The following is a 24,433-nucleotide window of genomic DNA, read 5'->3' as shown; positions in this document are numbered from 1 at the left end:
AAAACTTTGATCCCAAAGATAAAAAAAATCCGCTGATATGCTATTTCAGCCCTTGTCGCCAACCATGAAGGCGGCCTTGATGTGTTCGATCTCGTACTTGCGGATGGAGCGCTCGTCGATGCTGAGCGCGAGCACGGCGATGACGTCGAAACGGCAGGTGATCCAGGGGTCGTCGAGGCTCGCCAGATAGCCGGCGGCGGCTCGCGCGATCTCCTTCTGCTTGCTTCGGGTGACTGATTCGGCTGGATGACCTTTGCCGAGCGATGCTCTGGTTTTGACCTCTATGAAGCAGAGCGCCTCGCCATCGAAGGCAATGATGTCGATCTCATTGCGATGAAAGCGGTAGTTTCGGGCAACGATGCGGTAGCCTTTTGCGGCCAGATGTCTTGCGGCGATTTTTTCTCCTTCAGCGCCGAGCCATTGAGGGGCATTCATGACGGCAGTTCCTTGTTTTTTACTTTTCTCCCAGTTTCCGAAGTTTGAAGCTTTGGCGGTGGATGGCGCAGCGACCGTGCCGGGCGATTGCCTCGACGTGCCGGGCGGTCGGGTAGCCAAAATGAACCTCGAATCCGTACTCTGGGTACTCTGCGGCGCTGGTGGTCATTAGCTCGTCCCTGTGCGTTTTGGCCAGCACAGAGGCGGCGGCGATGGAGAAGACCTTCGAGTCCCCCTTGACGATGGTCTGGTACGGAATCGGCAGCACGGGCCTGAAGCGGTTGCCGTCCACCAACAGGAACTCTGGCGTCGAGCCGAGCGATTCGACTGCGAGATTCATGGCGAGCATGGTTGCCTGCAGAATGTTGATCCGGTCGATGGTCTCCGCATCGACGACGCCGAGCGCCCAGCTTTCGGCGGACTCGCGGATGGCCAGAGCCAGCTCGTCGCGCAGTTCGGCGGTCAGCTTTTTCGAATCGTCGAGCTTTGCGAAGATGCCTGTCGGCCTGAAGTGGCGCGGAAAAACCACCGCCGCGGCGACCACCGGCCCGGCTAGCGGCCCGCGGCCAGCCTCGTCGATGCCGCAGACCTGCGACAGGCTTTCCCAGAGCGGGTATTCAAAATCAGTTGAAAGCATGGTAAACGTAACGGTTGGGGAGACTCTCTTTCAAGGTGCGAAAATCCGGGAACCAGACAAAAATGTTCGCTGAATGGGCAACGTACCAAGACGTGAAGTGTTATATTTAAAAACAAATCTTTTTTGAAAAGAGCGGTTTGCTGCTGATTTGGGCAAACCAGAAAGAATTTATCAGAGGGCGCTTTCACCCCGGCAGGCCAGGTTTTCTGTAAGCCCGGCAGGCCGCTTTTGGGGCTAGGCAGCCCATAATCGTGAGTCATTGCATGAAGAAGAATGTGAAGAAACAGCTCCTGATGAACAAGATCGGAGATGAAATTCAGGTTGCGCTTGTCGAGGAGGGGCGGCTTGCCGAGCTGATTATCGAGCGGCCGGAGAGCATGAGGAGTATCGGCGATATTTATCTGGGCAGGGTGCACAAGGTGGTTGAGGGACTGAAGGCGGCCTTTGTCGATATTGGCCAGAAGTCCGATGGGTTCCTCCACTTTTCGGATGTCGGTACCACCAGCGAGGATTACCGCGCACTTGTCGAGGATGACGATAATGACGAGAATGGCGGTGACGAGGATGATGATGAAAACGAAGGCGATGATAACGCCGAAGCGCCCGCGCCGCCGCGAGAGGCGGCCCGTCCCGCTGGACAGCAGAAGAGCGAGCAAGGGCAGCAGTCGTCCGGCGACGCCGCCGAAAGGCGTCAGTCCTACACCCAGATGATCGCCCAGAAGCTCAAGCCGAACGATTCAATTCTCGTGCAGGTCATCAAGGAGCCGATCGGTACCAAGGGGTCCCGCCTCACCTCCGACATCACCATTGCCGGGCGCTTCATGGTGCTGCTGCCGTTCGGCGGCGGCCAGATCGCCGTTTCGCGCCGCGTGGTGTCGCGCAAGGAGCGGGGCCGCCTCAAAAAGCTTGTCCGCTCGATGTTGCCCGAAGGGTTCGGCGCGATCATCCGCACGGTGGCCGAGGATCAGGATGAGTCGCTCCTGAAGCAAGATCTCGAAAAGCTTCTGGCCAAGTGGACACAGATCGAGGAGAAGTTGCAGGACGCGCAGCCTCCTCAGCTCATCTTCAAGGAGGACACCATCATTTCGAGCGTGCTGCGTGATTCGCTCACCACCGATGTGACCGAAATCGTGGCCAACTCGAAATCGATTTATACCGAGACGCTCAACTATATCCAGTGGGCCGCGCCCGACATGGTCAAGAATGTCTCGCTCTACGAGGGCAAGCTGCCGCTCTTCGAGGGTTACGGCATCGCCAAGGATGTAGAGTCGATCTTTTCGCGCAAGGTGTGGCTCAAGTCGGGCGGCTACATCATCATCGAACACACCGAGGCGATGGTGGTCGTGGATGTCAACAGCGGGCGCTACGCCGCCAAGCGCGAACAGGAGGAGAACTCGCTCAAGACCAACCTCGAAGCTGCCCGCGAGGTCGTGCGCCAGCTCAGGTTGCGCGACATCGGTGGTATCATCGTGGTGGACTTCATCGACATGATGGATCCGAAAAACTCCAAAAAGGTGTACGACGCCATGAAGGCCGAACTGCGTAACGATCGCGCCAAGTCGAACATTCTGCCGCTTTCAGACTTCGGCATCATGCAGATTACCCGCGAGCGCATCCGCCCGAGCCTCATGCAGCGCATGGGCGACCAGTGCCCCGCCTGCGGCGGCACCGGCGTGGTGCAGGCGCGCTTTACCACCATCAACCAGGTCGAGCGCTGGCTCCGCAAGTTCGCTCTTCAGCAGAAGGTGCCGTTCCAGCAGCTCGATCTGCATATCAGTCCGACTGTGCTCGAACCGATGCGCAACAGCGATATGAAAACCGAGATGAAGTGGTTCCTGCAACATCTGGTTTTCGTCAGGATCAAGTCCGATGAAAGCCTGCGCAGCGACGATTTCCGCTTCTACAACCGGAAGACGGGTGCTGACATCACCGCCGAGTTTAACTGAAAAAGAGAACCACAGCCTAATGGAACAGTATCATCAGATCAAGGAACAGATTATTGCATTTTCTTTACTGAGCGCCGACCAGCTCAAGGCCGATGCCCAGGTCAAGTCGGTGTTTGCCGAATTCAAGACCCTGCTCAATGAGGGCAAAATTCGTGCAGCCGAACCTTCGGGCGACGGCTGGACGGTTAACCAGTGGGTCAAACAGGGGATTCTCGTTGGCATGAAGCTCGGCGTGCTGATCGAAAGCCACGTTGATCTCGCTGGTCTTGGCAGTGCCTCGTTCATCGATAAAGACACCTACCCGCTTCGTGAGTTTACCGCGGCAGATGGCGTCCGGATTGTGCCTGGCGGCTCGTCGGTGCGCGACGGCGCGTACCTCGCTCCATCGGTGGTGATGATGCCGCCGGCCTACGTTAACGTCGGTGGTTACGTCGATGAAGGCTCGATGATCGACTCGCACGCGCTGGTGGGCAGTTGCGCCCAGATCGGCAAGAAGGTTCACCTCTCTGCTGCTGTGCAGATCGGCGGAGTGCTCGAACCGGTTGGCGCGATGCCAGTCATTATCGAGGACGAGGTGATGGTCGGCGGTAACTGCGGCATCTACGAAGGCACCATTGTCAAAAAGCGCGCCGTCATCGGCACCGGCGTTATCCTTAACGGCTCCACGCCGGTCTACGATCTGGTCAACGGAACGGTGCTGCGCAAGAGCGCCGCCGGCCCGCTCGTCATTCCCGAAGGTGCGGTGGTGGTGGCCGGTTCCCGCCAGGTCAAGGGCGAGTTCGCCGCCGAACACGGCCTGTCGATCTACACGCCGCTGATCGTCAAGTACCGCGACGAGCGCACCGACAGCGCCACGGCTCTCGAAAGCGCGCTCAGATGAGCTGGTTCACAACTCAGCGGCACTCTGGTCTTTGCCGTGATTTTGGCCGCAGGTGGCGGCGCGTTGCGACGATCTCATCCGCCATTGCGCTGATCTGCGCGCAGCCACTGTTTGCTGTTCCGGCTGCCAAGCCGAACGAAGATTTCTTTTCCATCGCCAAAAGCATTGAGCTTCTCGGGGATGTGTACAAGAATGTGGCGCAAAACTATGTTGATCCCGTCAATGTGAGTGAGTTCATGTATTCGGGGATTGACGGGATGCTTGGCCAGCTTGATCCGTACACAGCATTTCTCGATGAGGAGCAGTCTGGCGAGCTCGACGAGATCACTAGCGGCCAGTATGCCGGCATCGGCGTTACTCTTGGTATTTTTTCCGGCGATCTGTTCATCATCTCGGTCATCGACGGCCAGCCCGCCGCGAAAGCGGGGTTAAAGGTCGGCGACCAGATCATCGCCATCGATGGTGTCAAGGTGAGCAAGAAGTCTATCGATGAAGTCCGGAGCACGATTAAAGGATCTCCCGGAACGAACATCAGGCTTTCGATCAAAAGAGACGGCCAGGGGCCGTTGACGGTCATTTCGCTCACGAGAGGAGAGGTCAGGATTAGTTCCGTGCCTTTTTTCGGCCTGTTCGGTTCGTCGGGTTATGTGCAGATGAACAGTTTCAGTGAACATTCAAGGGAAGAGTTGAGCGCGGCGATCCGGAAGATTCGGCAAGAGGCCGCGAAAAACCGGGTCGTGCTGAACGGCATCGTTCTCGATCTTCGGGGCAATCCGGGCGGGTTGCTTACCTCGGCGGTCGAGGTAGCCGGTCTTTTTGTCGAAAAAAACAGCCGGATCGTTTCCACCAGAGGTCGGGCTGCCGACAGCGAGCAGGTCTATGTCACCAAAACCGAGCCCCAGGAGCCAACGCTTCCTCTGGTGGTGATGATCGACGGCGACAGCGCCTCGGCTTCGGAGATCGTGTCGGGAGCCATACAGGAGCTTGATCGCGGTGTTATTCTCGGCGAAAACTCTTTTGGCAAGGGGCTGGTGCAGTCGATTATCAACCTGCCTTATGACCACATTCTCAAGATGACGACGGCCAAATATTATACGCCTTCGGGCCGTCTCATTCAGAAGCCGATTGCCCGCGATGAGTCTCGCCGCAAGGTGGTGCTCTCCAACGGCGATGCGGACTCCACGAAGGTCTTCTATACCCGCAACCGGCGAAAGGTTTACGGTGGCGGCGGCATCCGTCCGGATGTTGTGGCAAAGGCCGACTCCCTTTCCGAATACCAGCACAAGATCGAGAACTCAGGGCTGCTCTTCAGATACGCCTCACGCTTTCACCGGAAGCATCCGGAATTTCGGTTGCAGCAACTGTCGTCGGAACCGCTGTACGATGATTTCAACCGCTTTCTCGAAAAAGAGCACTTCAGCTTCCGGTCGGGCGCGCAAAAAACGCTTGACAGCCTGAAAACGCTTGTTCAGAAAGAGGCTGGGGCGGACAAGGCGCTCGCCGGTCAGCTTGACGCTCTCGACAAGGCGCTCGCAGCATCGACCCGGCGGAATATCTCGCGGGATTCACTTCACATCACCGCTGCCTTGCAGCGTGAAATCATGCGTCATTACGACGAGCGGGCCGCCTTGAAGAGAGCGATAGAGGATGACCCTGTGGCGGCGAAAGCCTTCGCGCTGCTCGGCGACCAGAAGCGCTATCGGTCGCTGCTCAAGCCGTAGGCGCGAACCCCAAGCGCAAGCGTGATGCCCAGGCCGCAAGCGCGATGCTCAAGCCCTGAGCCGCTCTTCGGCACGCTTGCGCTGCTTGTGGATGCCGATGACGATCATCAGGTTGCTGACAGTCAGCAGGCTTTCCGCGAATCCGTGCAGAAAATCGTCGTGCGAAAGCGACGGGTAGCCGAGCACATGTATGGCGATGTACATACAGACCACCGTCACCGAAATGAAGACCAGCACGAACCAGAATCCCGCCACGGTCAGCCCCGAGAACACCTCGGGGTCTTTTTTTCGCACCTTCAAAAGCAGCACCAGAAAGGTCAGATAGACCATGCTCGACACCTGCAAAACGGCGTCGAACCAGGAGCTGCCCATCATGAACGAGTAGGGGGTCGAACCGCCAGCCACCAGTATCACGCCGCCGAAGAGCGAGCCCATCCACGCTTTTGCCGGTTTCGACTCCCGCTTTTCATCCCCCTTCAGAATCTTCAGCGTCGCGTAGAGCAGTGCGATGCTGCCCACCAGGTTGATCGCTTCGGATATTTCAAGAAACCGCATGATGGCGTCACCCGAAAGGTGGTAGAGGAGCACGAACCAGCTGCCGATCCAGTGCGGCAGCATGAAGAGCGCGAAGCGCCGCACGTCTTTCCGCCCGATGAACTGCCCGTAGCGGTAGAGCATGACGAGTGCCACGCCCCATTCAAGCGACGAAGAGAGATGGATTAGCCAGTTTAGCGGAGAGAGCAGCATTACGAACCCTTCGCGAGGTGGTAGATGTTCTTGGCCATGATCTTCATCTGCACGCTCCACGGCGCGGGGACCATCTTTTTGTAGAGGTACGAGTCGAAGGTGATGCCCTGCACATCCTTGTCTCGGCAGATCGCCACGAAGCTCTCGCGCAGGCGGTCGCTCTTGTAGTAAACCGACTGGAGCACCTGCAGGCCGAAGAAGATTGGTGAGTAGAGCTTGCGGAATTTCTTTTCGTAGCTCGAAAGCGGCGTGTTGTTGCGGATACGCTCGATCATCGCCTCCGCGCCGAGCTTGCCGGAGCGCATGGCGAAGAAGATACCTTCGCCGTTGGCCGGAGTCACCAGCCCCGCCGCGTCGCCGACGAGGATGGCGCGCTCCTGCGTGAAGGAGCGGCGCGGCTTCATCGGAATCTTGGCAGCCTCGTTGAGGTACGGCTTTTCGGCGATGCCGATCTTCTCGACGAAGCGGTGCTGCAACTGCTTGATGTCATTGCGGTGCTCCTCGGTTCCCGTTCCGATAGCGATGTGGTCGGTCTTCGGGAAGATCCAGCCGTAGAAATCGGGCGAAACCTCACCGTCGAACCAGATCTCCACCAGCTCCTCATAGGGCTTCAGCTCGTCGCAGTAGTGGAAGCGCTGCTGCATGGCGATCACCTTGAGGTCGTTCGGTGGAAAGCCCAGCTCGTCGGCGGTCTTCGAGTTTGCGCCATCTGCGCCGATGACGTACGAAGCTTCGACCGGCGGCAGAGCCTCGCCCTCTTTGTTGAAAAGTTGGAGCGTGAAGCGATCAACCGAGCGTTCGATCTTTTTGACCAGCGCTTCGACCACCTCCGCACCCGCCTTCTGCGCCTTTTCGCGAAGGTAGCGGTCGAACCGCTCGCGGCGCACCATGCCGACGTAGCCGTTCGGCATGTGCATGAAGATGGTTTCGCCTTTCGGCGAGCGCACGCTCATGCGGGTCAGCTTCTTCTCGACCAGCTCGTCGGGAATATCGAACTCTTCGATCAAGCCAAGTGGAATCGCGCCGCCGCACGGCTTGACGTTGGCAAGGTTGCGTTCGATGAGGATGGTCGAGTGGCCAGCCCTGGCCAGAATCTCCGCAGCCGCCGCGCCCGACGGACCTCCTCCTATGATTGCGACATCATACAGCATTTTTTTTACCTGTAATCCAGTAAAAAATTTTTAACAATTGCCCTGGACTTTAGTCCGGGGTTCATGGATAACGCAATTTATTTATGGGTGTTAGCCCAATCTCTTCATGCCGCGTTACATTAGTTTGGTCGCAAGGAACTCAGCGGCTTTCGACATATTGATCCGCTCCTGCGCCGCCGTGTCGCGGTAGCGCACGGTAATGGTGCCGTTCTCCAGTGTGTCGTGATCGACCGTGAAGCAGAACGGCGTGCCGATCTCGTCCTGACGGCGGTAGCGCTTGCCGATCGAGGCTGCGTCGTCGTACTGCACCATGAAGCTCTCCGACAGGTCTCGGCAAAGCTGCGCGGCCTTTTCGCCCATTTCGCCCTTCTTCATCAGCGGCAGCACGGCGGCCTTCACCGGCGCAACCTTCGGCGCGAGCTTCAGCATCACGCGCGGCTCGCCGTCCACCACATCCTCCTGATAGGCGTCCGACAGCAGCGCCAGGAAGGTGCGGTCGCAGCCCGACGAGGTCTCGACGACGTAGGGAATGTAGCGCTCGTTGGTGGTCTGGTCGATGTACTCCATGCTCTTGCCGGAGTACTTCTGATGCTGGCTCAGGTCGAAATCGGTGCGCGAGTGGATGCCTTCGATCTCCTCAATGCCGAACGGGAACTCGAACTTGATGTCGTAGGCCAGGTCGGCGTAGTGGGCCAGCTTGTCGTGCTTGTACCAGTGCAGTTTCTCCTTCGACATGCCGAGCGTTTCGGAGTACCAGCGGAAGCGCTCCTCGCGCCACGCCTCGAACGCTTCGAGCTGCGTGCCGGGCTTGACGAAATACTGCATCTCCATCTGCTCGAACTCCACCATGCGGAAGATGAAGTTGCCCTTGACGATCTCGTTACGGAACGCCTTGCCGATCTGCGCGATGCCGAACGGCACCTTCATGCGCGATGCTTCACGGACGTTGTGGAAGTTTACAAAGATGCCCTGCGCGGTTTCGGGCCGCAGATAGACCACGCCCGCTGAATCGGCCACCGCGCCCATGTTGCACTGGAACATCAGGTTGAATTGACGCACCTCCGTCCAGTCCGCCGAACCGGTGTCGGGAGCCTTGATACCCGCCTCAATAATAATATTATACAATGTGCGGTTCGGATCTTCGGTGCCCCCGGCGGCCTCATAGGCAACCTTGATGGCGGCGGCCTCTGCCTCCTTGCCGTCGCGATGGAGCTTCTCGATATGGTTTTCGATCAGGTGGTCGGCGCGGTAGCGGCGCTTGGTGGTTTTGTCGTCGATCATCGGATCGTTGAAGCTTGCCACATGGCCCGAAGCCTCCCACACGGTCGGATTCATCATGATCGACGCATCGATCCCCACGATGTTCTGATGGCGGCGCGTCATAGCGTTCCACCACAAATCCTTAATATTCTTCTTCATTTCGCTGCCGAGCGGGCCGTAATCGAAGCACGACGACAGGCCGCCATAAATCTCCGACGACGGAAAAATAAAGCCCCGCCGCTTGGCCAGCGAAACCAGCTTGTTCATCACTTTATCGGGCGACAGATTCTGCGTCTGCACCCGCGACTGATCGGAATTGCTCATCGTTTGATCTGAGAAGTTGAAAAATTCAGCGTTTCCCACCCGTCGGGCGGAGCGTGAACCGTAAATATAACAAATGAAGGGGATTTAACGTGCCGGGGGTTTTGGGGGGATTTGTGACCTTGATTTGGTTAGACCCGATCAGGTAATAGAGTCAGATCAGTTGCGCTTGTCGTCATCTAAGGATGAACCGTGCCTGTTCACGACGCAACATTTCATAAGGGGTCATGCACTGTAGCTGGAGCCCGCGGCAGGCATCGGGGATCTTGATTTTGCGTTGAGAATTGGAAGAAACCTCATGCGTAACGAGTACGTATCCGCCTGAAAGAGCATGGGCGACAAGATAGAAATCGGCAGCATTCAGAAAAGTGTTGATAGCTGTAGGTTCATACTTCTGACTGGTCGCCCAGGTGCTGACCTGACCGAATTTTTCTACGGTACCGCTATCGGTATTGAGAAACAAGTCGCTTGCATGATTATGCATCCAGTCGGTCAGTTCGTCAGCGCCAGTGGCGATTTCTTCGGCTACCTTATCGATGCTGAATACCTTTCCTGAAGCATTGCTTTCGATCAACCATTCCCAGAAAGCAGGACAGAAATCAAGACCATAATGCAGGTTTTTTGCCTGGATGAAGACATTGGCATCGAGTAGATAGGTCATGGCATCACTCCCAGTTCATGCGCAGCTTTGTAAAAGGTTGCCGACTTTTGTACGCCCAAAAGACGGAAAGCATCCCTGAACAGGGTGTGCCCTTCCAGCGTACTGGAGAGTATCGCTCGTGCAAAGCGCTTCCCGGTGCGTGCTCCAAGGGTTCGGTAAAAATCGCCACCGGTGCTTTTGCGTCCTTCAGGCGAAAGAATGTGATCAAGCTCCTTTTGGTAGCATTGGTTCATTGTCGCTCTGTCGATTAATTCCGCTTCGAAAAGACGTCGTAAAACCACAAGTGTACTAACCTTGAAAAACCGGGCCAGCCGTTGAATTTCCTTGTCAACAGTAATGCCGGGATTATGAAGATTATGAACGTCATGCAGTTTCTCGTGTGGAACCAGCAATTCGGCAGCGACACGGTTGCACCACCGCTCGATCTGCTGTTCGGGAAGCAGGCCTGCTTCCGGATTGGACAGGCCGCTTTCGGCAAGCCAGATGTGCGCCAGTTCGTGCGCAAGCGTGAACATTTGTGCCGCTTTGCTGTCTGCGGCATTCAGAAAAATCAGTGGTGCCACGTTATCGGTCAGCGCAAAACCGCGGAACTCTTGCGTATCCAGTTTCCTGTGATTGTTGCTTTCGACAATGGAACTGGCCATGACAAGCACGCCGGCCTCTTCCGCTTTTGCGATAAGCTGACGCAGTGCCTCGGTCCATGTCGGAAGGGCTTGACGTTCATCAACAGAGAGCGATAGCTCCTGACGCATGCGTGCTGCAACAGCATCGGGATTGTCCGATAGTGTTGCGCTGCCGACAAACCGTAATGGCTGTAATCCCTGCATTAGGGCATACTCGCGAAACCACTCCTGTCGTTGCTGGCACAGATAAATCGTGTCGAGCAATGCCGTGCTTGGTTCGCGTAAATGGTTATCACGATGAGTGCGAAAATCCGGAACAGGCAAGGTCACCTCTGGTGGTTCAGGTAGGAAAAAATACCCAAACGGTGTATGCGTGAGCTTTGCGAAATCTTCCAACTGTTTCAAAGTTGGCGAAGCTTCGCCTTTCAACCACAGCGGCCATTTCCTGAACCGTTTTTTCAGCTCGGTATCACTGAGCCAAGCCCTGCTGGCTGCCCACTGCAATACCGGAATGGAAGCAGGAACTGTGCTCATTGTTACTATCTCCTCGACTTGTCCCAGATGTATGTCTGGCTGAAAGATGCCTTATTAGCCTTATTATTCATATATATTACTGAATATTGTGATCATAACACCACTTTTGTCTGATTTATAACCCGTCCCTGTTTTTATATCGCTAAGTAGTTATATAATTGAGATTTTTGGCGTCTGGATGCGCTTGTCCATCTGCATCGCGGATGGCGATTGAATCTGTAACCTGTTGATTTTCATAAAGATGAGTCTTTTGAACGACTTGCTGGAGAAGACTCTTTCCGAGATTTGGGAGATTATGCCATGGAATCTGGTTGACCAAATGGCGGAGAATTCGGAACTGATTGTTATCTCGATGTTCGAGGTCAGAAGGTGTTCGAAAAACGAGTTTTGCGAAAATGAGCAGCGCTGAAATTCTCGATCATTGCCGGGGAATTGGGCATGAGTGGGGGCGGTTGCTACATTGTCCTGAAGCTAAGGGTTTCGTGCGGAACTCCGTGCTTGCTATTCAGGATGGCTGAACCCGAAAAACCCAGCTGTTTTAAATACTATAAGGAGTTGCTGATTTGGGTTTGATTTCGATTCCGAGACTGATGATTTCGGCTTCGTGGAAGAGCGCCGGGAAGACCACGGTAAGTTTGGGGCTGCTGCGGCTGCTTGCTGAAAATGGAGTGCCGGTGGTGAGCTTCAAGAAGGGGCCGGACTATATCGATCCGATGTGGCACCGCGTCGCAAGCAGCGGGGAGTGCTACAATCTCGATACTTGGATGATGGGCGAGGCGGCCTGCCGCGACACGTTCATCCGGAACTGCGCCCGGAGGCCGGGAAGCATCGCTCTGATCGAGGGCAACCACGGGCTGCATGACGGCATGGACATGGCCGGGGCGGACAGCAGCGCCGGGCTGGCCGCGCTGCTCGACGCACCAGTGTTGCTCGTCATCGACAGCCGCCGGATGAATCGCGGCGTGGCCGCGCAGGTGCTCGGCCTTCAGGCGATGCCGCCGAAGGTTCGGATCGCAGGCGTCATTCTGAACCATGTGACCAGCTCCCGGCAGGAGTCCAAGCAGCGAGCGGCTATCGAGACCTTCTGCAACGTTCCGGTGCTCGGCGCGATTCCTGCGGACTCGTCGCTGTTGCTGCCCGAGCGGCACCTCGGCCTCGTCACGGTCGGAGAGGCGTCGGACGCCGAAGCCTTCATCCGCGTTGCCGCGCAGCAGGTTGAGCGCCATTGTGATTTTGCTGCTATTCGCAAACTTTTTGAAGAGGCTTCGCCGCTGTCGCATTCGGAGCCGCGCGAAGTTTTTTCTCCAAAAAAAGAGGCGACAGTGAAAATCGGGGTGTTCCGCGATGCCGCGTTTTGCTTCTACTACCCCGACAATCTCGACGCCCTGCGTGATGCCGGGGCGGAGCTGGTGTTTATCGACACCTTTAAAACCACCGCTCTTCCGGAGATCGACGGCCTCTATCTCGGCGGCGGCTTTCCGGAGTCATTTTTCGCAGAACTGAGCGCCAATACCAGTCTTCTGCGCGACATGCGCGGGCGGATCGAGGCGGGAATACCCGCGTGGGCCGAGTGTGGCGGACTGATCTACCTGTGTCGCAGCGCGACGTGGGAGGGCAGGCAATGGCCTCTCGCGAGCGTGCTGCCGATTGATATCGCCTATCAGCGAAAGCCCGCTGGGTGCGGCTATCTGGAACTCGAAAGCCGCGCCGGTTCCGGATGGTTTCCTGTAGGCGAGCGTGTCAGGGCGCATGAGTTTCACTACTCAAAACCGGTAGCTGGTAATGTTGACCTCGCCTGCCAGTTCGATGTGGCGAGAGGCTTCGGGCTGACCGGGCGAGAGGACGGCTTGCTTTACCGGAACTTGTTCGCTTCGTACGCTCATTTCCATGCGGCGGCAAACCCCGGATGGGCGGAGCGATTTGTCGGACTTGCCTTGAAATTCAAGGAGCAGGGACGGCTAGAGAGAGACTGAAATTACCCTTTTGCCGGAGGGCAAATTTTACCGGAAAGCTTGATTCATTCATGATATTTTGCTAACTACATTCTTCAGTGGTTTAAAGGGCGCCGTAGTCCACCACCTGAAATTTCCTTCCGTTTTTCAAATATCACTCCTTGTAAATTCCGGGCTTTCTGATTGAGTGCCGTCACCGGATTCGCTGCTCTCTGTCAGACTGTTTATGGCCGGACAGGCCGAACAAAGAAAAAGTCCTGATCTGTTGAAAAATTGAAATGATTGTGTTAACTACATAACCGTATATCGATATCGGTTGTAGGCTGGCGGGGCGCGATACATGACCGTTGTCTACACTCATTTTCAACATCATATCTCACTTTAAAGGAGAATCATTATGGCAATTGAAGTCAATGGCATGAGCGTCGAGACGGACGAGAACGGCTACCTGGTGAATCTGGATGACTGGACGGAGGAGGTCGCGGTAAAGATTGCCGAAGATGAAGGTATCGCGATGGAAGCGGGTCACTGGGATCTGGTGAAGTTCCTTCGCAACTACTACAAGGAGTACCAGATAGCACCTGCCGTGAAGGTGTTGACCAAGGCGGTGGCCAGCGAAAAAGGCATGGACAAGAAAGAGGCGTCGGAGTTCCTGTACGCGCTGTTCCCGAAAGGCCCGGCATTGCAGGCCTGCAAGATAGCCGGTCTTCCCAAACCGACCGGCTGCGTCTGAGACGCGCCGGGAGAGGCAACCCCACAACGAAATGGCCGGCGATCTAGGAGTGGACGTCGGCCCACAAAGTATCTGAGAACCAAAGGAGGCAACATGAGTGCTAACGACAGCGCTGTGAACGAGTCGTGTCATTGCGGCGGATGCGGATCATCGGGCAACGGCAAGTTCCTGAACGAAACGCCGATGCTCGACCAGCTTGAAAGCGGTCCGTGGCCCAGCTTCATTTCGGGCTTCAAGGCGCTTGCGGAGCGGACAGAGAAACCGATGCTGCGGGGCGTGCTGGACCAGCTCGAATATTCCTACAAGACCAAGATGGGCTACTGGAAAGGCGGTCTGGTCACGGTAGACGGCTACGGCGCCGGTATCATCACGCGCTACTCGATGATCAAGGACAAATTTCCCGAAGCCGCCGAATTCCACACGATGCGCATCCAGCCGGCCCCGGGCCTACACTACAACACCACGATGCTGCGCGAACTGTGCGACATCTGGGAGAAATACGGCAGCGGCATCATCACCTTGCACGGCCAGACCGGCGACATCATGCTGCAGGGCATCGAGCAGGACAAAGTCCAGGCGTGCTTCGACGAGCTCAACCAGAAAGGGTGGGACCTCGGCGGCGCCGGCGCCGGCATGCGAACCGGCGTTTCGTGCATCGGGCCAGGCCGCTGCGACAACGCCTGCTACGACAACCTCAAGCTGCACCTCGAAGCGCTCAAGCACTTCTCCCCGCAGGTGCACCGTCCCGAATGGAACTACAAGCTGAAATTCAAATTCTCCGGTTGCCCGAACGACTGCACCAACGCGATCATGCGCTCCGACCTAGCGGTCATCGGCACCTGGCGTGACTCGATCCAGATCGACCACGACGAAGTCAAGGCATGGATCGCCGAGAAGGGGGTGGATGCGCTGGTCAACAACGTCATCAACCGCTGCCCGACCAAAGCGATCCGTCTGCAAGACGGCGACATCGACATCTCGACGCGCGACTGCGTTCGCTGCATGCACTGCATCAACGCCATGTCCAAAGCGCTCTCGCCGGGCAAGGACAAGGGCATCGCGCTGCTCATCGGCGGCAAGAACACGCTGAAAGTGGGCGTCAACATGGGCTCGCTCATCGTGCCGTTCATGAAGATGGAAACCGACGAAGACCGCGAAGCCTTCATCGAACTGATCGAAGAGATCATCGACTGGTGGGACGACGCCGGCCTCGACCACGAGCGCATCGGCGAAACCATCGAGCGCGTGGGCCTGAAACAGTTCCTCGACGGCGTCGGCATCGAGTACGACATCAACCAGATCTCGCGCCCGAGAGACAACCCGTATTTCAAAGCCAAGTACTGAGAGCCGTCTCTCTGGAGATCACCAGAGAGGGCGACAAAACAACAGCACAAACTCAGCCGCACCGGCTCCCGCAACCGGAGAGCCGGTGCGCATCAACCTACAGGAACGAGCATGAGCAGTCAGGAAAGAACCTGGAAGACCATAGAATCGGGCCCGCACACCTACGAAGAGGCGCTGCATCCGGTGGTCAGGAAAAACTACGGCAAGTGGAAATACCATGAAATCCCGAAACCGGGGGTCTTGAAGCACGTCGCCGAAAGCGGCGACACCATCTGGACGGTCCGCGCCGGCACGCCGCGTCAGGACACGGTCGATATGGTGTGCGCCAGCTGTGCGACGTCGCCGACAAATACAGCGACGGCTTTCTGCGCTTCACGGTGCGCAACAACGTCGAATTTCTGACGCCGAACGCCGAAAACGTCGAACCGATGATTGCCGAACTCGAATCGCTCGGCTTCCCGGTCGGCGGCACCGGCATGTGCGTCTCAGCCGTTTCGCACACCCAGGGCTGGCTGCACTGCGACATTCCGGCCACCGACGCCTCGGGCGTGGTCAAGTCGATGATGGACACGGTGTACAACGAATTCAAGGACATGCAGATGCCCAATAAAGTGCGCCTGTCCACCTCGTGCTGCTCGATCAACTGCGGCGGCCAGGCCGACATCGCCGTCGTTGTCAAGCACACCCGTCCCCCGCGCATCAACCACGACCACCTCGTCAAGACCTGCGAGCTTCCCAAAGCGGTCGCCCGCTGCCCGGTCGCGGCGATCCGCCCGACGGTCGTCAATGGCAAGAAAACGCTCATGGTTGACGAAGCCAAGTGCATCTGCTGCGGCGCCTGCTTCGGCGCCTGCCCGGCCATGGAGATCAACCACCCCGAGCACTCCAAGTTTGCCGTCTGGGTCGGCGGCAAAAACAGCAACGCCCGCTCGAAGCCCTCGACCATGAGCCTTGTGGCGCACAACCTGCCGAACAACCCGCCGCGCTGGCCGGAAGTGACCGACGTCGTCGGCCGCATCCTGACCGCCTACAAAGCCGGAGGCCGCCCATGGGAGCGCATCGGTGAATGGATCAACCGGATCGGCTGGAAACGGTTCTTCGAAGAGACCGGCCTCGAGTTCGACGACAACATGATCGACAGCTACCGTCACGCCCGAACCACCTTCAACCAGTCGGCGCACATCCGTTTTTAAGCTGAAAAGCAAAGGAGCAACCTCATGAATGCAGAATCAAACCCGATTCTCGATTTTGCGACAGAGTACGTCTACCCTGCCTTCAGCGAACTGACAGGGACCGACAAGATCGTCGCCTTTGGGGATCACAGCCACAAATGCCCGATCTACGTACCGCAGACCCCGCCCTGCACCGCCGAGTGCCCGGCAGGCGAAGACATCCGGGCCATCAACCGTTTTCTGAACGGCACCGACCCGTCGGACGACCCGCTGAAATCGGCCTGGGAAACGGCCACCGACACCAACCCCTTCCCGGCGGTAATGGGGCGCATCTGCCCGCACCCGTGCCAGAGCAAATGCAACCGCGGCGTGCACGACGAAAGCGTGGCCATCAACGCCGTCGAGCAGGTGCTCGGCAACTACGGCATCGAGCACAACCTCAAACTCAAAGGCCCCGGTGCCGACACCGGCAAGCGGGTCGCCATCATCGGCGGCGGCCCGGCGGGACTCTCCGCCGCCTACCAGCTGCGCCGCAAAGGCCACGCCGTCACCATCTACGACGCCAACGAAAAGCTCGGCGGCATGGTGCTCTATGGCATCATGGGCTACCGCGTAGATCGCAAAGTGCTCGAAGCCGAAATCGGGCGCATCATCGAACTCGGCGTCGAGACGAAGATGGGCGTCACCATCGGCAAGGACATCACCCTCGAACAGCTCGAAGCGGAGTACGACGCGGTCTTCATCGCCGTCGGCGCACAGAAGGGAAGAGCTCTTCCCGTGCCCGGCTTTGAAGGCACGCCCGGCGCCACCAACGCCATCGACTTCCTGAAAAGCTACGAAGTGCTGGGCGATGACATTCCGGTCGGCAAGCACGTGGTGGTGATCGGCGACGGTAACGTAGCGATGGACGTCGCGCGTCTGGCGCTGCGTCTCGGCTCGCAAGCCACCATCATCTCCGGCGTGCCGCGCGAAGAGATGGCCTGCTTCGAGAACGAATTCGACGACGCCAAAAACGAAGGCACAACGATGCACTTTCTCACCGGCACGGTAGAAGTGCTCGGCGGAGCGAGTGGCGTCACCGGCCTGCGTTGCACAAAGATGGTCAAAAAGGAGAAAGGCGAGGAAGGCTGGAACTCCCCGATTCCGTTCCTGCGCTACAAAAGCAATGGCGAAAGCTTCGAGATCGAAGCGGACATGGTGGTGGCGGCCATCGGCCAGGCGACCGACCTGTCGGGCCTCGGCAGTGCGGCCAGCGGCCCGTGGCTCAAGGTTGACCGCAACTTCCGGATTCCGGGCCGCGAAAAGCTCTTCGGCGGCGGCGACGCCCTGAAGGTCGATCTCATCACCACGGCGGTGGGTCACGGCCGCAAAGCCGCCTACGCCATCGACGCCTTCCTGAAAGGCGAACCGATGCCGGAGGAGCCGTATCGCGAGATCACCAAGCCGCACAAGCAGGACCTGCTCTACTTCCTGCACACCCCGCAGGCAAAACGCACCAGCATCAAGCCGGAGGTGGTGGTGGGCAACCACGACGAACTGCTCGAAGCGCTGACGCCCGAACAGGCCATCACCGAATCGAAGCGGTGTATGAGCTGCGGGTTCTGCTTCGACTGCAAGCAGTGCGTCTCGTTCTGCCCGCAGGAGGCGATCACCCGCTTCCGCGACAACCCGGCAGGCGAAAAAGTCTATACCGACTACACAAAATGCGTCGGCTGCCACCTCTGCTCCCTGGTCTGCCCCTGCGGCTACATCCAGATGGGCATGGGCGACGGACTGTAAATTGGGCGGCATCGTAACCTGAAAGACCGAAACACTATGATGGACGATATGATCCAGATGGTCGAGAAGGCCATCGAAACATCCTTGCATTGGCAGGAGACCGGCTGGCCAGTTACTTTTGGCAATCGCCAGGTCGAGGTCAGCAACCTGAAAGCTGCCGAGGCCTTGCCCCGGAATGCCGTGTACCGCGATGAGGCGATCAACTACTGGCGTCAGGTCCGTCTGACGGGCGAGGATACCGCCGCAGCCGGCAAGAAGGCGCTCGAAGCGCTGAAAAATGGCGACATCTGTGCTGCTTATGACGCCCTCTATCTTTGCCAGTATCTCGAAATACCGTTCGAGGCGGATGCCAAAACCTGGCGTCCGGTTTACGAGGCCTTCATGGCCAAATGCGCCTGATCCCGCTTTCAGGGAAGCACTTCAAGTCTGCCGGTCTTTTGCAGGCTGGCGTACTGCTTTTGAATGTAACAACCTCTTATTCTGCAATCTTATGACGAGAGCGTGGGAACAGATAGTTAAAGAGAACCGGAACGTCCTGCTTGAACGCTGGACCTCATCGGTTGTGGCAATGTTGCCCGGCGGAATGAGCCACGGCTCACTGGTCGCTACGGCGATTGCCGAGGAGCTGGGTGTTCTGCTTGATGCTGTGGCGGATCGCTCCATGCAGGCCGCCGAGCCGATCATGCGCATCACCCGGATTCTTGCCGTTCAGGATATTCCACCTTCAAAATCCCTGTCGATTTTGTTTATGCTCAAGGGTATGATCGAAGCGCTTCCGGTCGAATGCGACCATCCGTGCCGCGACCGCCTCGAAGAGCTGACCCTGCAAGCTTTTGATAGCTACATGAAGCACCGGGAGACTATCTACCAGATCAAGTATGACGAGGCCCGCCGGAAAATGCACATGGCGCTCAGGAGGGCTGAAGCATGAAAAAAGTGCTGAAACCGTTGATCGCAGTGATCGTGCTGGCCCTGATTCCCTGGGCTGGCATCACCTACGGCAAGCTCGACTATCTTTTCGCCATCGTCATCCCTTATGCCTCCGCAGCCATTCTCGTGCTCGGTATGCTTTTCCGGCTGGTTGACTGGATCCGGAGGCCGGTACCCTTCAACATTCCGACCACCTGCGGCCAGGAGCAGTCGCTCGACTGGATCAAGACCAATCCGCTGGAGTGCCCGTCAAATCCCTTCATGGCCGCGATGCGGGTGCTCTCCGAAGTCTTCCTGTTCCGCTCGCTGTTCCGAAACACCAGGGCTGAGCTGTATGGCGGCCCGAAGCTCGTCTATGGTTCGTACAAATGGCTTTGGCTTGGCGGTCTCGCGTTTCACTGGTCGATGCTCATCATTGTTATTCGCCATGCGCGCTTTTTCCTTGAGACACTGCCCTTGCCAATCGAATTGCTTGAAAATGCGGATCGCTTTCTCGATGTGACCGTGCCGGCATTTTACATCACTGACGCCATAGCGCTTGCTGCTATCACTTTCCTAGTGCTGCGCCGCCTGTCGGACGAAAAGATGCGGATTCTGTCTCTTTCGACAGACTATTTTCCGCTGTTCCTGTTCGGCGCCATCGTTGTTATCGGCATCAGCATGCGCTACGTGACCAAAATCGACATCATGCCGGTCAAAGCGTTGGCCATGACACTGGCTCACTTCGGTTTCGACGCGCCCGAACCGATAGGTGTCCTGTTCTATATCCACCTGTTCCTGGTTTGCGTGCTGCTCGCCTACATTCCGTTCAGCAAGCTGGTGCATATGGGCGGAATTTTCCTCAGCCCAACGCGCAACCTGCCGAACAACAGCCGCGCCAAACGGCACAAGAATCCGTGGAATCCCGATATCAAGTTCAGGACTTATGCCGAATACGAAGACGAGTTCCGCGAAAAAATGAAAAAGGCGGGTCTTCCGGTCGAAAAGCAATAATCAATTATGTCCAACAAATACGCCCTCAAACCAGACGAACTCAAAAAAGAGTTCGAACAAAAGAAGCCACGGCTCCTCAAGGGGGAGTTCGCCGGCAAGGATTGGTGGGATTTGCCGGTGGAGTTCCGTGACGGCAACTGGTGTTTTCCTGCCAAGCCGGAAGTGCTCGACGAGCTGCACTTCGCCAACCCGAGGAAATGGGCTGCCACCGACAAGGACTGGCAGTTACCCGCAGGATGGGAAAAGACGATCCGCGACGGCATGAAGGATCGCCTGAAGCGGTTCCGTTCGTTCAAGGTGTTCATGGACAGCTGCGTGCGCTGCGGCGCCTGCGCCGACAAGTGCCACTTTTTCCTCGGTACTGGCGATCCGAAGAACATGCCGGTGCTTCGCGCCGAGCTTGTCCGTTCAGTTTATCGCAACGATTTCACGGGTCTGGCAAAAATCCTGAAGGACTTTTCCGGATCGAGAACGCTCACGCAGGATGTGATCAAAGAGTGGCACATGTACTTCCATCAGTGTACCGAGTGCCGCCGCTGTTCGGTTTTCTGTCCGATGGGCATCGATACCGCCGAGATTACCATGATGGTGCGCGAGCTGCTCAACCTCATCGGCGTGAACAACAACTGGATTCTCGCGCCGGTGGCCAACTGCAACCGCACGGGCAATCACCTTGGCATCGAGCCGCACACCTTCAAGCAGAACATCATGTCGATGGTGGATGACATCGAAGATCTCACCGGGGTGCGGGTCAATCCTACCTTCAACCGCAAGGGCGCGGAGATTCTCTTCATTACGCCGTCGGGCGACGTTTTCGGTGATCCCGGTGTCTATACGATGATGGGCTATCTGCTGCTGTTCCATCACATCGGCCTCGACTACACCATCAGCACCTACGCTTCGGAGGGTGGCAACTTCGGCATGTTCACCTCGAACGAAATGATGAAGAAGATCAATGCCAAGATGTATCACGAGGCCAAGCGTCTCGGGGTGAAGTGGATTCTCGGCGGCGAGTGCGGCCACATGTGGCGCCTGGTGCATCAGTACATGAACACCATGAACGGCCCGGCGGATTTCCTCGAGGAGCCGGTTTCGCCAATCACCGGCACGAAGTTCACTAATGCGAAGGCCACCAAAATGGTGCACATCGTCGAGTTTACCGCTGACCTCATCAAGCACGGCAAGCTCAAGCTCGATCCGAAACGCAACGACCATCTTCGCACCACCTTCCACGATTCGTGCAATGTGGCTCGCGGCATGGGCATGTTCGAGGAGCCCCGTTACGTGCTCAACAAGGTGTGCAACGTTTTCCACGAAATGCCCGAGAACACCATCAGGGAGCAGACCTTCTGCTGCGGTTCGGGCAGCGGCCTGAACGCCGAGGAGTTCATGGACACCCGTATGAGAGGCGGTTTCCCGAGAGCCAGCGCCGTCGCGCACGTGCGCGAGAAGCACAAGGTCGATTCGCTGGTCACGATCTGCGCCATCGACCGAGCAAGCCTTCCGGCGCTGATGCGCTACTGGAATCCGGGCGTGACGGTCTACGGTCTGCACGAGCTGGTTGGTAACGCGCTCATCATGGATGGAGAAAAGAAAAGAACCGAAGACCTGAGAGAGAACCCTATGGCCGGATTCGAGGAGGATGACGACGATGAATAAGTTCAGTCAGTTTCTGGTCGCCCTCGCCGCAGGTCTGAGCGTCTTTGTGGCGGCATGGTTTTTCATGCAGGTGGCTCACCGCGGTTCCCTTCCGGCGATCGCCGAGGAGTCGCCCGTTGTCGCGGCGGCAACCGTCAAACCGGGCGGCGCGCCGATCGACAGCTCGAAGTGCATTTTGCCGACCGAGTACATGCGGGCGCACCACATGCAGATTCTCAACAAGTGGCGTCACGACTCGGTGCGCGAAGGCAACCGCACCTTCGTCAATCCCCAGGGAGAGCACTTCGACAAGAGTCTCAACACCTGTCTCGGATGCCACGGCTCGAATCCAATGTTCTGTTTTATGTGTCACGAGTATGCCAATGTCAAGCCGACATGCTGGAACTGTCATCTGTCGCCGATGGAGGTGTCGCAATGAGTCAAAACCGTAGAGAATTTCTGAAAAAGGCCGGTCTGGGCGCTCTCGCCGGCCTGGGTGCCGCCGCGGGTCTGTTCCCGGCGTTCGCGCTTGAGAATACCGATATGTCGAGCTTTACCACCAAGCCGACGCCGGGCAAGGTGCGCTGGGGAATGCTGGTTGATACCCGCAAGTGCCTCGGCGACTGCAAGGAGTGCATCGTCCGTTGCCACCACGATCACAACGTGCCGGACTTCGGCCATACGAAGAACGAGGTCAAATGGATATGGAAGAGCGGTTATGAGAATGCGTTTCCGACCGCCAGCACGCAGTTCCAGAATCCCGAAGTGCTGGAACGCCAGGTGCTGACGCTCTGCAACCACTGCACCGAGCCGCCCTGCACCAAAGCCTGCCCGACCGAGGCGACCTTTAAGCGCTGGGACGGCATCGTCTCCATCGACTACCATCGCTGCATTGGCTGCCGCTTCTGCATGGCCGCCTGCCCGTACGGTTCGCGCAGCTTCAACTGGCTCGATCCGCGTCCGCACATCAAGGAGCTGAGCAACACCTACCCGACACGGATGCGCGGCGTGGTCGAGAAGTGCAACTTCTGCTCGGAGCGGCTCGTCAAGGGCGAGCTTCCGGCCTGCGTCGTCAGCTGTGCGGAGAATGCGCTTACCTTCGGCGACCTGAACGATCCAAATTCGGAGATCCGCAAGATGCTCGCCACGAACGAAACCATGCAGCGCAAGCCGGAACTCGGCACGCTGCCATCAGTCTTTTACATCATCTAACCATAAGCCATGATCGAGAAAGCGCTTAAAGGAGGCCGCGGCTACTGGACATGGGTAGCCTTCCTGCTCGTTGTCATCGGGCTTGGAGTCTCGGCGTACGCCCGGCAGATGTCCATCGGTCTCGGCGTCACCGGCATGGGCCGTGACATAAGCTGGGGCGTCTACATCGCCCAGTTCACCTTTCTGGTCGGGGTCGCCGCCTCGGCTGTGATGCTGGTGTTGCCATACTATCTGCACAACCAGAAGGCCTTTTCGAAAATCGTCATCGTCGGAGAGTTCCTCGCTGTTTCGGCGGCGCTCATGTGCATGTTGTTTATCCTTGCCGACATGGGCCGGCCTGACCGCGTGCTCAACGTGCTGCTCTATCCCTCGCCGCATTCGATGGTGTTCTGGGACGTGATGGTGCTCAACGGCTACCTCTTCCTGAACCTCATCAGCGGCTGGGCGGTGCTTGGCGCTGAACGCAAGGGCGTGGCTCCCGCGCCGTGGGTGAAGGTGCTGATCTACATCTCGATTCCGTGGGCCTTCAGCATCCACACCGTCACGGCGTTCCTGTTTGCCGGTCTTCCGGGCCGCCACCTCTGGCTCACCGCCGTGCTCGCGCCGCGCTTCCTGGCCTCGGCCTTCGCCGCCGGTACGGCCATCCTGATCCTTATCACCTTCATCCTGAAGAAGGTCGCCAAGTTCGACGCCGGTCAGGAGGCTCGCCTCAAGCTTGCCGTGCTCAGCTCCTACGCCGGGCTGGCCAACCTCTTCTTCCTCGGTACCGAGTTCTTCACGGCCTTTTACAGCAACATTCCGGCGCACAAGCACAGCTTGCAGTACCTCTTCTTCGGCCTCGAAGGCCACGCGCCGCTCGTGCCGTGGATGTGGTTCTCGCTGATTACTGGCATCATCTCGGTGGGCGTACTTCTCTCCCCGCCGCTTCGCCGCAAGAACGGCGCGCTCATCGCGGCCTGCATCGGTCTGGTGGTCTCGATCTGGATCGACAAGGGAATGGGCCTGATCTTCGGCGGATTTGTGCCGACGCCGCTCGAAGCGATCGTTGATTACATGCCGACGGCAACCGAAATTTCGGTCACGCTTGGCATCTGGGCCATCGGCCTGCTTGTGCTGACCATGCTGCTCAAGACTGCCATCGCCGTCAAGACGCAGGAGTGAGCCTGCCGTATCCGGCGTGAAGTCGTTATAAAACGGACGCCAACGCATCTCTTCACTGGCCCCGGTGCGGGAACTGAACCTGCCCCGGGGTCGTTGCATATTTGTCAAAATGGACACATCAATGAAAGTGTTTTTGCCGCTCAATATCCGGGTGGACAACAAGAAGATTCTGTTCGTGGGCGGTGGCAAAATTGCTCATCACAAGATTCAGACCATCGAAAAATATACCCGGGATATCACCATCGTCTCGCCTGAAATCATTGACGAACTTAAGGGTAAGGGGTTTACGGAAATCTACAAGGAGTACGACTCCTCTGATCTCGATGGCGCATTTCTGGTCTATGCCAGCACCAACGTCGAGGAGGTCAACCGGCGCGTGCGCGATGACGCAGAGGCGCGGGGCATCTTGGTGAACGTCGTCGATAACCGCGAGCTTTCGGGCTTCATCTCCCCGGCCATCATCAAGCAGGGCGAAATGACCGTCGCGGTCTCCTCCAACGGCCAGAATGTCAAAAAGTCTGTTGAGTGGCGCAACCGGCTCCGGGAGTTTGTCAGCGAAACCTGGCCGGAAGACAACCAGTAATTTTGTCAGGAAGTATCCGC

Annotated in this window: 22 protein-coding genes and 1 pseudogene; 16 read left to right on the top strand and 7 right to left on the bottom strand. The window is 57.6% G+C overall.

The features are described from left to right. Positions 1–45: 45 nt before the first annotated feature. Both AYT24_RS10255 and AYT24_RS10250 read right to left on the bottom strand, forming a co-directional pair. Positions 46–435: a YraN family protein gene (locus tag AYT24_RS10255; protein WP_010933912.1), complete on the bottom strand. Its 390-nt coding sequence runs from the start codon at positions 433–435 to the stop codon at positions 46–48. Between the two features lie 19 nt (positions 436–454). After that, on the bottom strand, positions 455–1,072 hold the full coding sequence (locus AYT24_RS10250; RefSeq protein WP_010933911.1) for a ribonuclease HII: 618 nt from the start codon (positions 1,070–1,072) through the stop codon (positions 455–457). Between the two features lie 263 nt (positions 1,073–1,335). Between AYT24_RS10250 and AYT24_RS10245 the strand changes: the two genes are divergently transcribed. The 3 genes from AYT24_RS10245 to AYT24_RS10235 are packed head-to-tail and all read left to right on the top strand — an operon-like array spanning position 1,336 to position 5,619. Beyond that, positions 1,336–3,018 (top strand): Rne/Rng family ribonuclease, encoded by a 1,683-nt coding sequence (locus AYT24_RS10245; RefSeq protein WP_010933910.1) that lies wholly within the window; start codon positions 1,336–1,338, stop codon positions 3,016–3,018. A gap of 19 nt (positions 3,019–3,037) precedes the next feature. Further along, on the top strand, positions 3,038–3,898 hold the full coding sequence (locus AYT24_RS10240; RefSeq protein ID WP_010933909.1) for a 2,3,4,5-tetrahydropyridine-2,6-dicarboxylate N-succinyltransferase: 861 nt from the start codon (positions 3,038–3,040) through the stop codon (positions 3,896–3,898). After that, entirely contained in the window at positions 3,895–5,619 is a 1,725-nt protein-coding gene (locus AYT24_RS10235; RefSeq protein ID WP_010933908.1) for a S41 family peptidase, read from the top strand. The genes AYT24_RS10240 and AYT24_RS10235 overlap by 4 nt, the downstream gene beginning before the upstream one ends. Before the next feature lie 48 nt (positions 5,620–5,667). On the opposite strand, the gene AYT24_RS10230 is transcribed toward AYT24_RS10235, so the two are convergent. The 5 genes from AYT24_RS10230 to AYT24_RS10210 all read right to left on the bottom strand — a co-directional run bounded on the left by AYT24_RS10230 (position 5,668) and on the right by AYT24_RS10210 (position 10,916). Next, positions 5,668–6,366, bottom strand: a complete 699-nt coding sequence (locus AYT24_RS10230) for a DUF3593 domain-containing protein (protein ID WP_010933907.1) — start codon at positions 6,364–6,366, stop codon at positions 5,668–5,670. After that, a complete protein-coding gene (locus AYT24_RS10225; RefSeq protein WP_010933906.1) occupies positions 6,366–7,517 on the bottom strand; it encodes a geranylgeranyl diphosphate reductase in 1,152 nt (383 codons plus the stop codon). Before AYT24_RS10225 ends, AYT24_RS10230 begins: the two co-directional genes overlap by 1 nt. A gap of 114 nt (positions 7,518–7,631) precedes the next feature. Next, positions 7,632–9,101, bottom strand: a complete 1,470-nt coding sequence (locus AYT24_RS10220) for a glycine--tRNA ligase (protein WP_164927177.1) — start codon at positions 9,099–9,101, stop codon at positions 7,632–7,634. A gap of 172 nt (positions 9,102–9,273) precedes the next feature. After that, positions 9,274–9,759: a DUF4411 family protein gene (locus AYT24_RS10215; RefSeq protein ID WP_010933904.1), complete on the bottom strand. Its 486-nt coding sequence runs from the start codon at positions 9,757–9,759 to the stop codon at positions 9,274–9,276. Beyond that, positions 9,756–10,916 carry an ImmA/IrrE family metallo-endopeptidase gene (locus AYT24_RS10210; protein ID WP_010933903.1) on the bottom strand — a complete coding sequence of 387 codons (1,161 nt, stop codon included), beginning with the start codon at positions 10,914–10,916 and terminating at the stop codon, positions 9,756–9,758. The genes AYT24_RS10215 and AYT24_RS10210 overlap by 4 nt, the downstream gene beginning before the upstream one ends. Before the next feature lie 590 nt (positions 10,917–11,506). On the opposite strand from AYT24_RS10210, the gene AYT24_RS10205 reads away from it, so the two are divergent. The 13 genes and pseudogenes from AYT24_RS10205 (at position 11,507) to AYT24_RS10145 (ending at position 24,413) form a co-directional block, all read left to right on the top strand. Further along, positions 11,507–12,889 (top strand): cobyrinate a,c-diamide synthase, encoded by a 1,383-nt coding sequence (locus tag AYT24_RS10205; RefSeq protein ID WP_010933901.1) that lies wholly within the window; start codon positions 11,507–11,509, stop codon positions 12,887–12,889. Positions 12,890–13,265: 376 nt separating this feature from the next. Next, positions 13,266–13,601 (top strand): TusE/DsrC/DsvC family sulfur relay protein, encoded by a 336-nt coding sequence (locus AYT24_RS10200; protein ID WP_010932532.1) that lies wholly within the window; start codon positions 13,266–13,268, stop codon positions 13,599–13,601. A 93-nt stretch (positions 13,602–13,694) separates the two neighbouring features. Continuing rightward, positions 13,695–14,945: a dissimilatory-type sulfite reductase subunit alpha gene (gene dsrA / locus AYT24_RS10195; RefSeq protein WP_010932533.1), complete on the top strand. Its 1,251-nt coding sequence runs from the start codon at positions 13,695–13,697 to the stop codon at positions 14,943–14,945. A 111-nt stretch (positions 14,946–15,056) separates the two neighbouring features. Further along, positions 15,057–16,138 (top strand): annotated as a pseudogene (dsrB, locus tag AYT24_RS10190) (dissimilatory-type sulfite reductase subunit beta). 24 nt (positions 16,139–16,162) lie between these two features. After that, entirely contained in the window at positions 16,163–17,896 is a 1,734-nt protein-coding gene (locus AYT24_RS10185) for an NAD(P)-binding protein (RefSeq protein WP_010933900.1), read from the top strand. Positions 17,897–17,932: 36 nt separating this feature from the next. Continuing rightward, a complete protein-coding gene (locus AYT24_RS10180) occupies positions 17,933–18,295 on the top strand; it encodes a hypothetical protein (RefSeq protein WP_010933899.1) in 363 nt (120 codons plus the stop codon). 91 nt (positions 18,296–18,386) lie between these two features. Further along, positions 18,387–18,827, top strand: a complete 441-nt coding sequence (locus AYT24_RS10175; protein ID WP_010933898.1) for an RsbRD N-terminal domain-containing protein — start codon at positions 18,387–18,389, stop codon at positions 18,825–18,827. Further along, complete coding sequence (gene dsrM, locus AYT24_RS10170) at positions 18,824–19,819, top strand: sulfate reduction electron transfer complex DsrMKJOP subunit DsrM (RefSeq protein ID WP_010933897.1); 996 nt, start codon at positions 18,824–18,826, stop codon at positions 19,817–19,819. The genes AYT24_RS10175 and dsrM overlap by 4 nt, the downstream gene beginning before the upstream one ends. Positions 19,820–19,825: 6 nt before the next feature. After that, the gene (dsrK, locus tag AYT24_RS10165; protein ID WP_010933896.1) at positions 19,826–21,478 is read left to right on the top strand and encodes a sulfate reduction electron transfer complex DsrMKJOP subunit DsrK; all 1,653 of its coding nucleotides are present in this window, start codon (positions 19,826–19,828) and stop codon (positions 21,476–21,478) included. Further along, complete coding sequence (gene dsrJ, locus AYT24_RS10160; RefSeq protein ID WP_164927176.1) at positions 21,471–21,896, top strand: sulfate reduction electron transfer complex DsrMKJOP subunit DsrJ; 426 nt, start codon at positions 21,471–21,473, stop codon at positions 21,894–21,896. Before dsrK ends, dsrJ begins: the two co-directional genes overlap by 8 nt. After that, positions 21,893–22,669 carry a sulfate reduction electron transfer complex DsrMKJOP subunit DsrO gene (gene dsrO, locus AYT24_RS10155; RefSeq protein WP_010933894.1) on the top strand — a complete coding sequence of 259 codons (777 nt, stop codon included), beginning with the start codon at positions 21,893–21,895 and terminating at the stop codon, positions 22,667–22,669. Before dsrJ ends, dsrO begins: the two co-directional genes overlap by 4 nt. 9 nt (positions 22,670–22,678) lie before the next feature. Next, entirely contained in the window at positions 22,679–23,830 is a 1,152-nt protein-coding gene (gene dsrP, locus AYT24_RS10150) for a sulfate reduction electron transfer complex DsrMKJOP subunit DsrP (RefSeq protein ID WP_010933893.1), read from the top strand. Between the two features lie 121 nt (positions 23,831–23,951). Beyond that, positions 23,952–24,413, top strand: coding sequence for a precorrin-2 dehydrogenase/sirohydrochlorin ferrochelatase family protein (locus tag AYT24_RS10145; protein WP_164927175.1), 462 nt, complete (start codon positions 23,952–23,954; stop codon positions 24,411–24,413). The last annotated feature ends 20 nt before the right edge of the window (positions 24,414–24,433 follow it).

Origin of the sequence: Chlorobaculum tepidum TLS, assembly GCF_000006985.1 — a bacterium.
GTDB lineage: Bacteria > Bacteroidota > Chlorobiia > Chlorobiales > Chlorobiaceae > Chlorobaculum > Chlorobaculum tepidum.
This window is presented reverse-complemented; position numbering and strand designations above follow the sequence as displayed.

What these genes read in the sequence shown, in the direction of transcription:
- AYT24_RS10255 (WP_010933912.1), bottom strand. Translation starts at nt 435, where the DNA reads ATGAATGCCCCTCAATGGCTCGGCGCTGAAGGAGAAAAAATCGCCGCA.
- AYT24_RS10250 (WP_010933911.1), bottom strand. Translation starts at nt 1,072, where the DNA reads ATGCTTTCAACTGATTTTGAATACCCGCTCTGGGAAAGCCTGTCGCAG.
- AYT24_RS10245 (WP_010933910.1), top strand. Translation starts at nt 1,336, where the DNA reads ATGAAGAAGAATGTGAAGAAACAGCTCCTGATGAACAAGATCGGAGAT.
- AYT24_RS10240 (WP_010933909.1), top strand. Translation starts at nt 3,038, where the DNA reads ATGGAACAGTATCATCAGATCAAGGAACAGATTATTGCATTTTCTTTA.
- AYT24_RS10235 (WP_010933908.1), top strand. Translation starts at nt 3,895, where the DNA reads ATGAGCTGGTTCACAACTCAGCGGCACTCTGGTCTTTGCCGTGATTTT.
- AYT24_RS10230 (WP_010933907.1), bottom strand. Translation starts at nt 6,366, where the DNA reads ATGCTGCTCTCTCCGCTAAACTGGCTAATCCATCTCTCTTCGTCGCTT.
- AYT24_RS10225 (WP_010933906.1), bottom strand. Translation starts at nt 7,517, where the DNA reads ATGCTGTATGATGTCGCAATCATAGGAGGAGGTCCGTCGGGCGCGGCG.
- AYT24_RS10220 (WP_164927177.1), bottom strand. Translation starts at nt 9,101, where the DNA reads ATGAGCAATTCCGATCAGTCGCGGGTGCAGACGCAGAATCTGTCGCCC.
- AYT24_RS10215 (WP_010933904.1), bottom strand. Translation starts at nt 9,759, where the DNA reads ATGACCTATCTACTCGATGCCAATGTCTTCATCCAGGCAAAAAACCTG.
- AYT24_RS10210 (WP_010933903.1), bottom strand. Translation starts at nt 10,916, where the DNA reads ATGAGCACAGTTCCTGCTTCCATTCCGGTATTGCAGTGGGCAGCCAGC.
- AYT24_RS10205 (WP_010933901.1), top strand. Translation starts at nt 11,507, where the DNA reads ATGATTTCGGCTTCGTGGAAGAGCGCCGGGAAGACCACGGTAAGTTTG.
- AYT24_RS10200 (WP_010932532.1), top strand. Translation starts at nt 13,266, where the DNA reads ATGGCAATTGAAGTCAATGGCATGAGCGTCGAGACGGACGAGAACGGC.
- dsrA (WP_010932533.1), top strand. Translation starts at nt 13,695, where the DNA reads ATGAGTGCTAACGACAGCGCTGTGAACGAGTCGTGTCATTGCGGCGGA.
- AYT24_RS10185 (WP_010933900.1), top strand. Translation starts at nt 16,163, where the DNA reads ATGAATGCAGAATCAAACCCGATTCTCGATTTTGCGACAGAGTACGTC.
- AYT24_RS10180 (WP_010933899.1), top strand. Translation starts at nt 17,933, where the DNA reads ATGATGGACGATATGATCCAGATGGTCGAGAAGGCCATCGAAACATCC.
- AYT24_RS10175 (WP_010933898.1), top strand. Translation starts at nt 18,387, where the DNA reads ATGACGAGAGCGTGGGAACAGATAGTTAAAGAGAACCGGAACGTCCTG.
- dsrM (WP_010933897.1), top strand. Translation starts at nt 18,824, where the DNA reads ATGAAAAAAGTGCTGAAACCGTTGATCGCAGTGATCGTGCTGGCCCTG.
- dsrK (WP_010933896.1), top strand. Translation starts at nt 19,826, where the DNA reads ATGTCCAACAAATACGCCCTCAAACCAGACGAACTCAAAAAAGAGTTC.
- dsrJ (WP_164927176.1), top strand. Translation starts at nt 21,471, where the DNA reads ATGAATAAGTTCAGTCAGTTTCTGGTCGCCCTCGCCGCAGGTCTGAGC.
- dsrO (WP_010933894.1), top strand. Translation starts at nt 21,893, where the DNA reads ATGAGTCAAAACCGTAGAGAATTTCTGAAAAAGGCCGGTCTGGGCGCT.
- dsrP (WP_010933893.1), top strand. Translation starts at nt 22,679, where the DNA reads ATGATCGAGAAAGCGCTTAAAGGAGGCCGCGGCTACTGGACATGGGTA.
- AYT24_RS10145 (WP_164927175.1), top strand. Translation starts at nt 23,952, where the DNA reads ATGAAAGTGTTTTTGCCGCTCAATATCCGGGTGGACAACAAGAAGATT.